General features: G+C 75.4%; 8 protein-coding genes and 1 pseudogene. 3 read left to right on the top strand and 6 right to left on the bottom strand.

Features of this window, described 5'->3' with window-relative positions; genetic code table 11:
- The first annotated feature begins 33 nt into the window (after positions 1-33).
- The 3 genes and pseudogenes from ACFYNX_RS06585 to ACFYNX_RS06575 all read left to right on the top strand — a co-directional run bounded on the left by ACFYNX_RS06585 (position 34) and on the right by ACFYNX_RS06575 (position 7431).
- Positions 34-3410: pseudogene (locus ACFYNX_RS06585) on the top strand (FtsX-like permease family protein).
- Positions 3410-6451, top strand: a complete 3042-nt coding sequence (locus ACFYNX_RS06580; RefSeq protein WP_388658377.1) for an FtsX-like permease family protein — start codon at positions 3410-3412, stop codon at positions 6449-6451. Before ACFYNX_RS06585 ends, ACFYNX_RS06580 begins: the two are co-directional and overlap by 1 nt.
- A complete protein-coding gene (locus ACFYNX_RS06575) occupies positions 6448-7431 on the top strand; it encodes an ABC transporter ATP-binding protein (RefSeq protein WP_388658374.1) in 984 nt (327 codons plus the stop codon). Before ACFYNX_RS06580 ends, ACFYNX_RS06575 begins: the two co-directional genes overlap by 4 nt.
- 76 nt (positions 7432-7507) lie before the next feature.
- Here ACFYNX_RS06575 and ACFYNX_RS06570 read toward each other — a convergent pair whose 3' ends face one another.
- The 6 genes from ACFYNX_RS06570 to ACFYNX_RS06545 all read right to left on the bottom strand — a co-directional run bounded on the left by ACFYNX_RS06570 (position 7508) and on the right by ACFYNX_RS06545 (position 14961).
- A complete protein-coding gene (locus ACFYNX_RS06570) occupies positions 7508-8179 on the bottom strand; it encodes a hypothetical protein (protein WP_365538385.1) in 672 nt (223 codons plus the stop codon).
- The gene (locus ACFYNX_RS06565; RefSeq protein ID WP_365538388.1) at positions 8176-8601 is read right to left on the bottom strand and encodes a thioesterase family protein; all 426 of its coding nucleotides are present in this window, start codon (positions 8599-8601) and stop codon (positions 8176-8178) included. Before ACFYNX_RS06565 ends, ACFYNX_RS06570 begins: the two co-directional genes overlap by 4 nt.
- Positions 8602-8608: 7 nt before the next feature.
- Positions 8609-10273, bottom strand: coding sequence for an energy-dependent translational throttle protein EttA (gene ettA / locus ACFYNX_RS06560; protein WP_125667080.1), 1665 nt, complete (start codon positions 10271-10273; stop codon positions 8609-8611).
- 298 nt (positions 10274-10571) lie between these two features.
- Positions 10572-12038, bottom strand: coding sequence for a Cys-Gln thioester bond-forming surface protein (locus ACFYNX_RS06555; RefSeq protein WP_388658370.1), 1467 nt, complete (start codon positions 12036-12038; stop codon positions 10572-10574).
- Positions 12039-12263: 225 nt separating this feature from the next.
- Positions 12264-12878, bottom strand: coding sequence for a single-stranded DNA-binding protein (locus ACFYNX_RS06550; protein ID WP_388658367.1), 615 nt, complete (start codon positions 12876-12878; stop codon positions 12264-12266).
- 163 nt (positions 12879-13041) lie between these two features.
- Positions 13042-14961: a GTPase gene (locus ACFYNX_RS06545; RefSeq protein WP_388658364.1), complete on the bottom strand. Its 1920-nt coding sequence runs from the start codon at positions 14959-14961 to the stop codon at positions 13042-13044.

Raw genomic sequence — 14961 nt, 5'->3', positions numbered from 1 at the left:
CGCACACCGTGATCAGGGCGGCCAGGGGGACGGGTGACGGGGTTCGTATTTCTGCGTGTCAGGGCGCACCGGCTGCTGCTCGCCGCCGCGCTGCTCTCCGTGCTCCTGACCACCTCGGTCCTCGCCACCCTCGCCGCCTTCTCCGGCGCGATCGGGGACGCCGCGCTCCAGGCGGGCCTGCGCGGCCGGTCCGCGGCCGCCGCCTCGCTCCTCGTCGGCGGACAGGTGCCCCCCGGGAAGCGGGCCGGTGCCGACGCCGCCGCGCGCGACGGGATGCGGGCGTCCTTCGACGGGCTGCCGGTGACCGTGCGGCGGCTCGAACGCTCGGGGTCGTACGCCCTGCCCCGGAGCCTCCGGCCGGCCGCCGCCCGCGGGGACGACCCCGACCTCACCCACTTCGCCGCGCTCGACCGCTCGCGGCTCGCCCTCGTCCGGGGCGCCTGGCCCTCGGCCGCCCGGACCGGCGGCACGGTCGAGACCGCGCTGCCCGAAGAGGCGGCCCGGCGCCTGAAGGCCGGCCCCGGCACCGTGCTCGACCTCTCCGACCGGCTCACCGACCGGCACCTCAAGGCCCGGATCACCGGCGTCTACCGGCCCGTCGACACCGCCGACCTCTACTGGCGGCTCGACCCGGCGGGCGGCCGGGGCGTGCGGACGGTCGCGTTCACGACGTACGGGCCGCTGCTCGCCGATCCGGCCGTCCTCGCCTCCGGGGCGCTGAGCCCCGGCGACACCTCCTGGCTCGGCACCGCCGACTTCACCGGCTTCACCACGGACCGGATGGACGCCCTGCGCGCCGCCGCGACCGAGGGCCCGAAGGCGCTGGCCGAGAACCGGGCGGCGTTCGGCGCGACGGTCTCGGTGTCCACCGCGCTCCCGGCCGTCCTGGACCAGACCGGGCGGGCCCTGCTCGTCTCCCGCTCGACCCTGCTGATCGTCGCCGTGCAACTGGTGCTGCTCGCCGCGTACGCGCTGCTGCTCGTCGCCCGGCTGCTCAGCACCGAGCGCTCCGGCGAGACGGCCCTGCTGCGGGCGCGCGGCGGTTCGCGGCGCCGGATCGCCGGGCTCGCCGCCACCGAGGCGCTGCTGCTCGCCCTGCCCGCGGCGCTCGCGGCCCCGCTCCTGTCCGGTCCGCTGACCCGGCTCTTCGCCGAGCGGTCCGCCCTCTCCTCGCTCGGGGTGCGGCTCGACGCCTCGCCCTCGCTCCCGGTGTGGCTGGTCGCCGCCGTGGTGGCGCTGTGCTGCGCGGCGGCCGTCGTGGCGCCCGCGCTCGCCGCCGGGGACGGCGCGGCCGTCTCGCTGCGCAAGGCCCGCTCGGCGTCGCTGCCCGGTCCGGTGCGGGCCGGGGCGGACCTCGGTCTGCTCGCCGTCGCGGCCGTCGCGTACTGGCAGCTCCAGCGGCCCGCCGCCGCGGGCGGCACCTTCGGCGCGGACGGGAGCGGCGGGGGTTCCGTCGACCCGGTGCTCGTCGCCGCGCCCGCCCTCGCCCTGCTCGCCGGGACCGTCCTGACGCTGCGGCTGCTGCCGCCCGGCTGGCCGAGCGGCGCGCGGCCGCCGGGCGCGGGCTCTCCGCCGCCCTCGCCGGCTGGCAGTTCAGCCGCCGGCCGCTGCGGGGCGCGGGCCCCGTCCTCCTGCTCGTCCTCGCCGTGGCGATGGGCATGCTGGCCATCGGGCAGAGCGGCTCGTGGGAGCGTTCGCAGCGCGACCAGGCCGACTTCCGGGCCGGCACGGACGTCCGCGTCCTGAGCCCCGGCCCCGCCGAGGCCACCCGGACCGAGCGCCTGGGCGCCGTGCCGGGCGTCGCGGCCGTGGCGCCCGTGCACCGCGCCACCGCGGACGTGTCCGGCCGGAACGCCACCGTCCTCGCCGTGGACACCCGCAACGCCGCGGGCGGCCTGCTGCTGCGCCCCGACCTCGCGGGCACCACGGCTCCGTCGCTGCTCGCCCCGCTGGCCCCGGCGGCCGGTCCGCGCCCCGGGCTCGCGCTCCCCGCCGGGACCCGCGCGCTCGCCGTGGACCTGCGGGCCGCCGCGCCGGCGGGCAGCGGGGCCTCCCGGGTCACGGCCGTCCTGGAGGACCCGAGCGGCGTCCCGTACCGGCAGACCCTGGGCGCGCTGCCCTCCGACGACCGCCCCCACCGGCTGACGCTCGACCTCGGCGCCCTCACCGGGACGTCCGGCGACGGGGCGTCCGGCGGCGACGGCGCTCGCGGCTCCGGCGGCCTGCTCACCCTGACCGGCCTGGAGCTGGACGGCCTGATCGCGGAGGAGCCGCACCACATCCGTACCGTCCGCGTCGAACGCCTCGCCACCACCGGGGCGGACGGCGGCACGCGCACGCACTCCCCCGCGAAGGTCCTCGCCGACTGGTCGTCCGGCGTCGAGCAGACCGAGAGCGACGGGGGACGGAAGAGCGGCACGGCGGGCGGCGACCCGGGCCCGGCCGGAACCGGCGGCACCGCCCCGTACGCCGTCTCGTTCGGGGTCGACGGCACGCACGACGATGACGACGACAGCTACCCGGCGCCGAAGGAGTACACCCTGCGGATGGCGGCCCCCGCGCCGAAACCGCCCGCGCGGCTGCCCGCCGTGGCGACCCGGGCCTTCATGACGGCGACCGGCGCCGGGCCCGGCGACACCGTCGAGGTCACCGTCGACGGCCTGCGGCTCCCCGTCGTCGTCGGCCGGGTGGTCGACGAACTGCCGACCACCGGACCGGCCGCCCCGGCGGCCTCCGCCGGCCCGTCCGTGACCGCCCCCGCGGACGGCGGCGCGGTCCTCGTCGACCTCGTCGCCGTCAACCGGTACCTGGCCGGGTCCGGCGACGGGACCCCGACCGTGCCGGCCACCGAGTGGTGGCTGACCACCGCCCCCGGCAGGACGGCCGAGGTCGCCGCCGCCCTGCGGGCCCGCCCCGACGCGGACCCGGCCCAGGTGCTCGTACGCGACGAGATGGCCGCCGAACTCCTCGGCGACCCGCTCGGCGCGGGCCCCAACGCGGCCCTGATGGCGGTGGCCGCGGCCGCCGCCGCGCTCGCCGCCGTCGGCTTCGCGGTCGGCTCGGCCGGTGCGATGCGGGAGCGGTCCGCCGAGTTCGGGGTGCTGCGGGCGCTCGGCACGCCGCAGCGGCGCCTCGCCCGGCTGATCGCCGCCGAACAGGGGCTGCTCATCGGCATCGGCCTGCTCGTCGGCATCGGGCTCGGCTCCGTCCTGGCCCGCGCGGTCGTCCCGCTCGTCGTCCTCACCGGCCAGGCGGCCCGCCCCGTCCCGCCGGTCCTGGTGGAACTCCCCCTCGCCCAGGTCGCCCTGCTCGTCGCCGGGGTCGCCGCCCTCCCCCTGGCCATCGTCGCCACGATCGCCCTGCGCCGCACGGACCCGGTCGTGACCCTGCGCCACCAGGGGGCGAGCTGATGCCGGGACATGAGGAGGACGAGACGCCCACCGCCCCGGACGGGGACGGCACCGACAAGCCCGACGTACGCAGGAAGGCCCCCGACATGTCCCGGCCCCGGCCCTCCCGGCCCGACCAGCCGTCCGAGCCTTCTCCTTCCGCCGCACGCGGCGGAACCGTCCCGTCCGGCAGGATCCCCCGCGCCGTCGCGCCCTGGGTGCGGACCCGGCTGCGGACCGCGCCCCGGGCCGCCGCCGCGCTCGCGCTCCTCGTCCTGGTCACCGCCTACCTCGCGGCGGCGCTGCCGCGCGCCGTCGACCGGTACGAGACGGAGGGCCTCCGGCACGACATCGCGTCCGCCGCGCCCCGCGACAGCGTCCTCGAACTGACCTCGCCGCTGCCCGTCGGCTCCCCGTCCCAGTTCGAGGGGGCCCTGGCCCCCGCCACCCTCCGGAAGCGGAGCGACGCGCTGCGGGCCCTGCTGCCCGACCCGATCCGGACCGACCCGGCGCAGGGCGTCCACGGCGTCCGTACGGTCAGCCGGGTCGAGGGGCTCGACCCCTGGCTGCCCCGCCCGGACGGCCTCTCCCCCCAGCTCGTGCTCTCCTCCCCGTCCGACCTGGCCCGTCACGCGACGCTCCGGGAGGGCCGGCCCGCCGGGGGCGGCGCCCTCCGCCCGGAGGCGGTGGTCACCGCGAAGACCGCCGAGTCCCTGCGCCTGAAGCCCGGTTCGGTCGTGCACCTGCCGAGCAAGAGCGGCCGGCCGCTCGCCGTCACGATCACCGGCGTCGTGGAACCGCGCGGCCCCGAGAGCGCGTACTGGGCGGTGGAGCCGCTGCTGCGGACCCCCGCGCTCGCCCCGACGGTCGGCGAGGAGGTGAAGTACTACTGGCAGGGGGCCCTGCTCCTCTCCCCCGCCTCGGCTGCCTCGGTGCTCGCCACCATCGGCGAGCAGGAGGTCTTCTTCCGGTTCGTGCCGACGGCCGGCCACCTCACCGGGCGGGACACCGACCGGCTCTCCGCCGCCCTGGCCTCCGCCGGCGGCGGCCCCGACGTGGTCAGGCTGCGGACCGCCATGGGCGGCAACGGCGCCCTCGCCACCGGGCTCGACGAGATCGTCGACGCGTACCGCTCGATGCGCGACGCGATCGACCCGGTCGTGGCCGTCGCCGTCTTCGGGATCGGCGCGGTCGCCGCCGTCGTCCTCGCCATGACCGGCGGCCTCTTCGCCGCCCGCCGCGACGCCGAGCTGGCGCTGCTGCGCTCGCGGGGCGGCTCCCTCACCGGCATCGGCCTGCGGCTGCTCGGCGAGACCTCGGCCGTCGTCGTACCGGCCGCCGCGCTCGCCCTCGGCCTCGCGGTCGTGACGGTCCGCCCGCCCGGCGGCGGGTCCGGGGCGGCCGGGGGATCCGGGACGGTCTGGGATTCCGGAGCGGCCGGAGGAACCGGGGCGGTCTGGGATTCCGGAGCGGCCGGAGGAACCGGGGCGGCCGACGGGATCCCCCTCGGTCCCTCACTCCTCGCCGCCTGCGCCGTCGCCCTGGTCGCGATGCTGGTCCTGCCGCTGCGCGCGATCGTGCGGCACCGGCGCCCGCGCCTGCACGACGGGCGCGACGACCTGGTGACCGCGCGTCCCTCCCGGCGCCGCACGGTCCTCGAACTCACCCTGCTCGTCCTGGCCGTGGGCGCGGTCGTCTCGCTGCGGCTGCGCGGCGCGGGCGACCCCGGCGACCACCTGGTGAGCGCCGCCCCCGTCCTGGTCGGCCTGATCGCCGCCCTCGTCCTCGTACGGGTCTATCCGCTGCCGCTGCGGTGGCTGGGCCGACCGGCCCGCCGGCTGCGCGGGGCGGTCGGCCCGCTGGCCCTGGCCCGCGCCGGGCGCGCGTCCTCGACGGGCACGCTCCCCCTGCTCGCCCTCGTCCTCGCGCTGACCACGGCGGCCTTCGGCGGCTCCGTCCTCGCCGGCGTCTCCGGCGCCCGCGACCGGGCCACGCTCCTGGCGACCGGCGCGGACGCCCGGATCGACGCCCCGGTCGAGTGGACCCCGCTGCCGACGGGCCTCACCGGGGCCGTGCGCGGTACGGCGGGGGTGCGGGACCTGGCGCCGGTGCAGATCGAGTACGGGGTGGACCTGCCGTCCCACGAGGGCACCTCCGCCGAGGCGATGAGCGCGCCGCTCGTGGGCGTCGACCCCGCCTCGTACACCCGGCTGGCGAAGCGGACCGGCTTCGGCGCGTTTCCGGCGGAGCTGCTCGCCCCGACGGGGAGGGGCGGGGAGGGCGCCGCGGCCGACACCGGCCGGGTGCTGCCCGCGATCGCCTCGCCGTCGGTGGCCGAGCGGCTGGGCCGCGAACCGCTGGAGGTCGTGGCGGCGGCCGGGACGTTCCGGGTGGAGGTGGTCGGCGTCCGGTCGGCCACCCCGGCCCTGCCCGGCGAGGACTTCCTCGTCGTCAACGGCGCCGACCTCACCCGCCGGGGCGCCACCGCGCTGCTCGTCACCGGACCGGTGGACGGGGCCGCGCTGCGGGGCGTCGTGCGGGAGGCGGCGAAGGACTTCCGGGTGACGCTGCGGAGCGAGGAGCGGGCCGGTTACGTGGACTCGCCGCTCCAGTCGGGCGCCGAGCGGATCTACCTGGGGGCGATCGGCGCGGGCGCCGGTTACGCCGTGGTGGCCGTGCTGCTCTCGCTCGCGCAGGGCGCGCCGGAGCGGAACGCGCTGCTCGCCCGGTTGCGGACGATGGGTCTGACCCGGAGGCAGGGGCGGCGGCTGCTCGGTCTGGAGGCGCTGCCGCAGGCGGTCCTCGCGGCGCTCGGCGGCGCGCTGGTGGGCTGGGCGACGGTGCCGCTGCTCGCGCCGGGCATCGACCTGTTCCGGCTGGCGCTCGCGACGGCCCCGGGGCTCGCCGGGATCGGCGGGGCCCCGCTGCGGGCGGACCCGTGGTCGCTGCTCGTGCCCGCGCTCGCCGTCGTGCTCCTGACGGCGCTCGCGGCGGTCGGACAGGCCTGGTGGGCGGGCCGCAGGGGCTCGATCAAGGAACTCAGGGCGGGAGACGCACGATGACGGAGACCGGGATCCGGGACGGGGCGGGGGCCGGCGCGGGCGCGGCGACCCTCGAAGAGCTGGAGCGGCGGGCGACGGTGCGGCGCGACCGGCCCTCGTACGGACACGACGCCCTCATCGCCTGCGACCGGCTCGTCCGCATCTTCACCGCGGACGGGGTGGAGGTGCAGGCGCTCCAGGGGCTCGACCTCCTCGTGAAGGAGGGCGAACTGATGGCCCTGGTCGGCGCGTCGGGCTCCGGCAAGTCGACGCTGATGAACATCCTGGCGGGCCTGGACGTGCCGACCGCGGGCGCGGCCCGGGTCGCGGGGTGCGACCTGCTGGCGATGGACGGGAAGGCGCGGCTGCGCTACCGGCGCGAGGTCGTCGGCTTCGTCTGGCAGCAGACCGCCCGCAACCTCCTGCCGTACCTGACGGCCGCTCAGAACGTGGCGCTCCCCATGCAGTTGCGGGGCCGGTCGAAGGCGCGGCAGAAGGCGGAGCGGGCGGAGGAGCTGCTCGCGATGCTGGGCGTCGCGGAGATCCGCGACCGGCGGCCGCACCAGCTCTCCGGCGGCCAGCAGCAGCGGGTGGCCATCGCGGTCGCGCTGGCCAACGACCCGGCCGTGCTCCTCGCCGACGAGCCGACGGGCGAGCTGGACTCGGCCACCGGCGAGCAGGTCTTCGCGGCCTTCCGGCGCGCGAACGAGGAGCTGGGCACGACGATCGTGATCGTCACCCACGACCAGGCGGTCGCCTCCGAGGTGCGCCGCACGGTCGCCATCCGCGACGGCCGCACCTCCTCGGAGGTCCTGCGCCGCACGGAGGTCGACGACCAGGGCCAGGAGTCCCTGGTGGCCAGTGAGTACGCGATGCTCGACCGCGCGGGCCGGCTCCAGCTCCCGGCGGAGTACACCGGGGCGCTCGGCATGGAGCACCGGGTGGCCCTGGAACTGGAGCGGGACCACATCGGGGTCTGGCCGGACGACGCGGAGCGCTGAGGGGCCCGGAGCGCCTAAGGGCCCGGAGCGCCGAGGAGCCCGGAGAGCACAGTGGGGTCCCGCGGGGGCTCCGGGGTCAGCGCCCCGGGGCCACCGGCAGGGCCATCGGGACCGTGCGGAGGGCGACGGAGCCGTACGGGGTGCGCAGGCGCAGCCACGGGCCCGAGGCGAACAGCGCGACCGGCCCCTCCTCCGTCCCGGCGGGCGGCAGGAAGCCGAGGGACTGGGCGGCGTGGACGGCCCGCAGGGGCAGTCCGGTGGCGCCGAGGGTCCTGGACCAGATCTCGCGGCCGATCCGCTCGCGCTCGGTCCGGGTGCGCCGCTCCCCGGGCAGTTCCTCGTCGCGCGTACGGAACTCGGCGACGGCCGCCGCGACCGCGCCCCGCATCTCGGCGGCGCCCGGCAGGCCCGCGACCGGCCGCCAGCCGGAGCGCGGCGGCAGGACGCCCGCCCAGGGCGGCCCGGTCACGGCGTCGGGGACGACCGCCTTGCCCGCCGTCTCCTCGATGCCGTCGAGGAGTTCGCCGGCGGAGACGGTGACGTCGAGGTCCACGGCGTCGACGAGCCGGGCCGTACGGATCGCGAGCACCTCGAACGACGGCGGCCGCCCGAAGACGGCCAGCGCCCCGCCGCCCGCCTGGAGGCGGACGGCGGCGGCCCGGTCGTAGTGGACGAGCCGGGTGAGGAAGGCGGCGAGGGCCGCCGCCTCCCGGGCGTCGGCGAAGTGCAGCGGCGCGAGGACGGTCATGCGGCGGCGGTCATCCCGTCGTCCACGTACTCCTCCAGGAAGGAGCGCTCCTCGGCGCTGATCCGCCGGGGCCGCTGCGCCTCCAGGTCGAAGGGCACGACGACCGTGGACGCCCGTACGTACACGGTGTCGGGGTCCTTGATCTCGTACGCGATCGTCAGCGACGCCGCGCCTATCTTCGTGACCCACGACTCGACGGTCACCGGCTCGTGCCGGTGGACCAGCGGCCGCACGTAGTCGATCTCGTGCCGGGCCACGACGGACCCGCCGGAGAACGAGGGGGAGCCGTCCCCCGGCGCCAGGCGGAACATGAAGTCGATCCGCGCCTCTTCCAGGTACCGCAGGAAGACGACGTTGTTGACGTGCCCGAAGGCGTCCATGTCCGACCAGCGCAGGGGGCAGCGGTAGATGTGCCTCGCCATGGGACCGTCAGCCCCGGGTCAGCTTCTTGTGGGTGGCGCGGTGCGGACGGGTCGCGTCCGGACCGAGCCGCTCGATCTTGTTCTTCTCGTACGCCTCGAAGTTGCCCTCGAACCAGAACCACTTGGAGTCGCCCTCGTACGCCAGGATGTGCGTGGCGACCCGGTCGAGGAACCAGCGGTCGTGGGAGACGACCACGGCGCAGCCGGGGAAGTCGAGGAGCGCGTTCTCCAGGGAGGACAGGGTCTCGACGTCGAGGTCGTTGGTGGGCTCGTCGAGGAGCAGCAGATTGCCGCCCTGCTTGAGGGTGAGCGCGAGGTTGAGGCGGTTGCGCTCGCCGCCGGAGAGCACGCCGGCCGGCTTCTGCTGGTCCGGGCCCTTGAAGCCGAACGCGGAGACATAGGCGCGGGACGGCATCTCGACCTGGCCGACGTTGATGTAGTCCAGCTCGTCGGAGACGACGGCCCACAGCGTCTTCTTGGGGTCGATGTTGGAGCGGCCCTGGTCGACGTACGAGATCTTGACGGTCTCGCCGATCTTGATGTCGCCGGCGTCGGGCTTCTCGAAGCCCTGGATCATCTTGAAGAGCGTGGTCTTGCCGGCGCCGTTCGGGCCGATGATGCCGACGATGCCGTTGCGCGGCAGGGTGAAGCTCAGGTCGTCGATGAGGACCTTGTCGCCGAAGGCCTTGGAGAGGTTGTTGACCTCGACGACGACGGAGCCCAGGCGCGGGCCCGGCGGGATCTGGATCTCCTCGAAGTCCAGCTTCCGCATCTTGTCGGCCTCGGCGGCCATCTCCTCGTAGCGGGCGAGGCGGGCCTTGGACTTGGCCTGGCGGCCCTTGGCGTTGGAGCGGACCCACTCCAGCTCTTCCTTGAGGCGCTTCTGGCGCTTCTCGTCCTTGCGGCCCTCGACCTTGAGGCGCTCGGCCTTCTTCTGGAGGTAGGTCGAGTAGTTGCCCTCGTACGGGTGGGCGCGGCCGCGGTCGAGCTCCAGGATCCACTCGGCGACGTTGTCGAGGAAGTACCGGTCGTGGGTGATGGCCACGACGGTGCCCTTGTACTGGGCGAGGTGCTGCTCCAGCCAGTTCACGGACTCGGCGTCGAGGTGGTTGGTGGGCTCGTCGAGCAGCAGGAGGTCGGGGGCCTCCAGGAGCAGCTTGCAGAGCGCGACGCGGCGCTTCTCGCCACCGGAGAGGTTGTTGACCGGCCAGTCGCCGGGCGGGCAGCCCAGGGCGTCCATGGCCTGCTCGAGCTGGGCGTCGAGGTCCCACGCGTTGGCGTGGTCCAGGTCGTCCTGGAGCTTGCCCATCTCCTCCATGAGCTCGTCGGTGTAGTTCGTCGCCATTTCCTCGGCGATCGCGTTGAACCGGTTGAGCTTGCCCTTGATCTCGGCGACGCCGTCCTCGACGTTCTCCAGGACCGTCTTGGACTCGTCGAGCTTCGGCTCCTGCATGAGGATGCCGACGGAGTATCCGGGCGACAGGAAGGCATCGCCGTTGGAGGGCTGCTCCAGGCCGGCCATGATCTTCAGCACGGTGGACTTACCGGCGCCGTTCGGGCCGACCACACCGATCTTCGCACCGGGCAGGAAGCTCAGCGTCACGTCATCGAGGATGACCTTGTCGCCGTGCGCCTTGCGCGTCTTGCGCATGGTGTAGATGTACTCAGCCAAGAGAAACCGTCCGGCAAAGAGTGAGTGGGCAGATACACCCCATCTTGCCTGACCGCCACCCCCGGGCGGAAACCGGTGAGACCGCGGGCCCCGTGCGCGGGGCCGGGAGACCGGCGCCGGAGGGGTGGTGCGGGCGATCTTCGGCGCCCGGACGTGCGACGACCCCGGACCTGGGTGCGGTCCGGGGTCGTGCGGGGGTCACGGGGAGGGCGCCGTGTGACGCACGTCACTTCATGGGGTCGGGTCCGGGGTCGGAATTGGGCTCGGGTCCGGGTCGGGATTGGGCTCGGGTCCGGGCTCAGCGATCGGTGGTCTTCTTCTTGCGGAGGAAGAACACCGCGCCGCCGCCGATCACGACGAGCGCGGCGGCGATGCCGGCGATCATCGGGGTGGCGTTGGAGCTGCCGGTCGCGGCGAGGCCGCCGCCGGTGGTGGTGCCGGTGGTGGTGTCGCCGGCCGCGCCGCCGGTGGTGTCACCGCCGGTGGCGCCGCCCGTGGTGGACGGGGAGGGCGAGGCCGGGGTGGAGGGCTCCGCGGCGGGGGTGGTCCCGGAAGGCGTCGGGCGGGGAGTGGCCGTCTCGCAGTCCAGGACGCCCTCGAAGGTCTGCTTGAAGCCGTTCGGGCCGGTGACGGTGAAGTGGTACGCCTCGTCCTCGGCGAGCTCGACCGCGATGGTCCTGGTCTCGCCGCCGGCGACGGTGTAGGAGGTGCCCTTCAGGTCGAAGGTCCAGTCCTCGTCGCCCTCGTTGGAGGCGATGACCTCCAGGCCGCCCTTGGCGCAGTCCTTGGCGACCGTGACGGCCGGGACGGCGCCCTTCTTGGCCCAGGCGGCGGTGGCCTTGGCGGCCACGGTGGAATCGCTGGAGCCGGCCAGGATCAGGGTCTGCGACGGGCCGTCGACGGAGACGAAGGCGCGGCCGAGCTGCACCTTGGTGGTGGCCTCGACGGCCAGCTCGGCGGTGCCGTCGGGGGTGCCGTCGGGAACGTCGAAGAAGATCTCGTCTCCGTTGGAGGCGGTGGTGACCGGCGCGCCGGCCTTGTTCACGATCTCGACGCCGGTGGGGGTGCCGGGGACGGCGGCGACCTTGACGCCCTCGTTCGCGACGTTGGTGTCGACCGTGATCGGGCCGAGCCTCTCACCGGACTTTCCGGCGACGGAGGACAGCGAGAGGCTCAGGGAGGGCTTGGGCTCCTTGAGCGCCTTGGCGTTCTTCAGCAGGTACGCGGTCAGCTTCCGGGCGTCCCCGTCCTTCGGCGTGGCCTCGACGTCGTCCGAGAGGGTCCAGATCGCGGCCTGGGTGCCCGCGGCGGCCTCGCTCTTGGAGAGGTCCGCGCCGACCTTGTCGCCGAGGTCCTTGGTGGAGAGCTTCGGGTAGCCGTTCTCCAGGATCCAGAGGATCTTGCCCGCGTCGTCGTTGTCGTGGAGGGACGACTGGTCCCAGCCGACCTCCTTGTAGCCGAAGTCGTGCTTCGCGGGGGTGCGCAGGTCGATGCAGTAGGTGAAGAGCGAGCCGCCGCCCTCGACGTCCATGGCGAAGAGGCCGCCCCGGACGGACCACTCGGAGCCGTCCTTCTCGGAGATGACGACGCCGGCGGACTCCTCCTTGGAGAGGTTGCCGAGCTTCGCCCTGACGCCACCGGCGCCCGGGGCCTCGTCGGCCAGCGCCGGTCCGGCCATGACCGTCGTGCCGACGGCGACGAGCCCCGAGACCAGTGCGGCGGCGGCGAGGCGACGCGCGGCGCCCCGCCCACGAACTGAAGACATTGGTTTCCCCTCCGGGCGGGCCGCTCCGCGAACAGCGTTGTTCTGCGTGGGGGGAGCGCACGCCGACAGACTCACAGACTCGATGGGCTCACGTGCCACATGAGTACCCGGGAATCCTAGGGAGGCGAAAGCTTCGCCTGCCCGGCCATACGGTCAGATAACCGTTCCGACTCGGAATCGTTATCACGCAGGTCGAGTTGGTCGACAAATCGCCATGACGCAACGTCAGGAAACGATCACCAGTTGGTGTTCCGCACTCGTTTCGTCGTCCTTTCTCCTGTTCTCCGCCCCGGAAGACATCGTTTCCGCCGCCCCTCGCGCTTCCGCCCCGGCCGCCGCTTCCCCCACTGTTCCCGCCACCGCCACCGTCCACGGATCCGCCTCCGTCGCCGTCGCCGGCCCGAGCACGGAACCGAAACCGGAATCGGAACCCGAATCGGAACCGGCGTGCGGCGTCCCGTCCGTCCGTGCCCGGGACTCGGTCCGGGCCGCGCGCCGGAAGGCCGCCGTCCCCCGGGTCAGGTCGTGGCCCACGGCCAGCGCGTCCACGTCCACGAAGGTCTTGCGCTGTCCGTCGCGCTCGTCCTCCCGCACCCTCAACCGGCCGTGCACCACGAGCGGTTCCCCGACCGAGACCGAGGCCGCGAGGTTGGCGCCCAGGGAGCGCCAGGCCGACACCGTGTAGAAGCTGGTGCTCCCGTCGGACCAGAGGTTCCGCTCCCGGTCCCAGCGGCGCGCGGTCACCGCGAACCGGAAACGGGCCACCCCGCCCGTCACCGTCTCCCGGTACTCCACCGCCGTCGCCACGTTGCCGACGAGCGTCACGGTCGTGTCGTTCATGGTCCGCCCCCTACGTCTCCACGGGACGCCCTTCGGCCGGGCGCCCTTCCGTCCTCATGGTGGGGCGAGCCGGAAGATCCCGCCGGAGCCTGTGGAAAACCCCGTACCAGTGGACAACTCCCTTACCCGGAAGGGTGAGAACGGCGAGGGGGACGGGACCCGGTCACCTCCCCCGCGCGCCCGCGCGGGTGGCGCCCAGGCGCCTCGTACCGGAGCGGTGTCCGCCCACGACCCGGACCGGCGTGCGGCTGCCGACCACCGTCGCGTACTGCTCGCGCACCTCGCGGTAGCGCACCAGCTCGGCCGCCACCGGGTCGAGCACCCGGGCCCGGCCGCAGGCGGCGGCCGCCTCGCGCAGCCGGCGCTCGGCCTCCTGCCCGTACCGGCGCGCCGGCCCCTTCGCCGCGCCCTCGCAGGCCCATTCGACGAGCGGGCCGCCCACGATGCCGGCGAGCATCACGAGGACCGGCGGGAGCAGTCCGGGCTCCAGGACGCCGAGGATCTGCCCCACCAGCCAGAGCGCGCCGAAGACCTGGAGGAGCGTCATCACGACCTGGGCGAGGACGGCCGCGGGCCACCAGGCGGGCCGGGGCGGCCGGGCGGCCGGGTCGCCGAGGGAGGCGGTCAGTTCGTCCAGGGCCTCGGGGAGGCCGTCCGCCCCGCGCGTCGCCGCCTCGCGCACGGCCTGTGCCCACGGGGCCGGAAGGCCGCGCGAGGCGTCGTCGGCGACGAACCGGACGGCCTGCTCCACGCGCTGGCGTGCCGTCAGCTCCTCCTCGGCCGGGGGCGTCAGGTGCGGGTCGGTGGAGCCGTGCGCGCGCTTGCGCTCGTACCAGCGGTAGAGCCGCAGCCAGGGGGTGCCGCAGGCGCGGATGGCGCCCCGGCGCCAGACCCGCTCGGCGGCCTCGCCGGCGGCCTGGGCGCCGACGGCGGCGGCGAGGCGGTCCGTGAAGGCGTCCCGGGCGCGCTCGTCGAGGCCGGAGCGCCCCTCGGCGACGTACGCGGGGCGCAGCCCGGCGGCGGCGGCGTCGATGTCGGCGGAGAGGCGGCGCTCGGGGGCGGCCTTCTCCTGGACGAGGCGGGCGACGAGTTCGCGCAGTTCGGGGACGCCCTCGCCGGTCAGGGCGGAGAGGGCGAGGACGGTGGCGCCGGGTTCGCCGTGCTCGCCGAGGGCCACGCCGTCCTCGTCGAGGAGGCGGCGCAGGTCGTCGAGGACGAGGTCGACGGCGTCGGTGCCGAGCCGGTCGATCTGGTTGAGGACGACGAAGGTGACCTCGGCGTGTCCGGAGAGGGGGCGGAGGTAGCGCTCGTGGAGGGCGGCGTCGGCGTACTTCTCGGGGTCGACGACCCAGATGACGGCGTCGACGAGGCCGAGGACCCGGTCGACCTGGTCGCGGTGGGCGGTGACGGCCGAGTCGTGGTCGGGCAGGTCGACGAGGACGAGGCCCTGGAGTCCGGTGTCGCCGGTGCCGCCCGCGAGGGGCCGGCGGCGCAGCCGGTTGGGGATGGCGAGCCGGTCGAGGAGCCCGGCGGCGCCCTCGGACCAGCTCAGCGCGATGGGCGCGGCGGTGGTGGGGCGGCGCAGGCCGGTCTCGGAGACGGCGACGCCGGCGAGGGCGTTGAAGAGCGTGGACTTGCCGCTTCCGGTGGGTCCCGCGAGGGCGATGACGGTGTGCCGGGAGGAGAGCCGCTGGCGGGCGGCGGCCTCGTCGAGGACGCGCCCGGCCTCGGCGAGGGCGTCGCTCTCCACGCGCGCGCGTGAGAGGCCGACGAGCTCGTGGAGGGCGTCGAGGCGGTGGCGGAGGGGGCGGCCGTAGTGCCCGCCGAAGGAGGAGACCGCGTCCTCGTCGGGATCCGTACCGCCGTCTCCCCCGGGGGCCTTCGTGGGTTCCTCCTTGAGGGCGATGGCGCGTTCGCCCGCGCGGCGCGCGATCAGCCCGTCGTCCCAGCGACCCTGGTCACGGCCGGGTTCGCGGCCGGGGTCGTGGTCACGGCCGAGGTGCCGGTCCCGATCGAGGTGCCGGTCCCGATCGAGGTGCCGGTCCCGGCCGAGGTCCCGCTTGCGCCCGTCTTCGAGCTGCAC

This window comes from Streptomyces sp. NPDC007872, from assembly GCF_042868165.1.
Lineage (GTDB): Bacteria > Actinomycetota > Actinomycetes > Streptomycetales > Streptomycetaceae > Streptomyces.
This window is presented reverse-complemented; position numbering and strand designations above follow the sequence as displayed.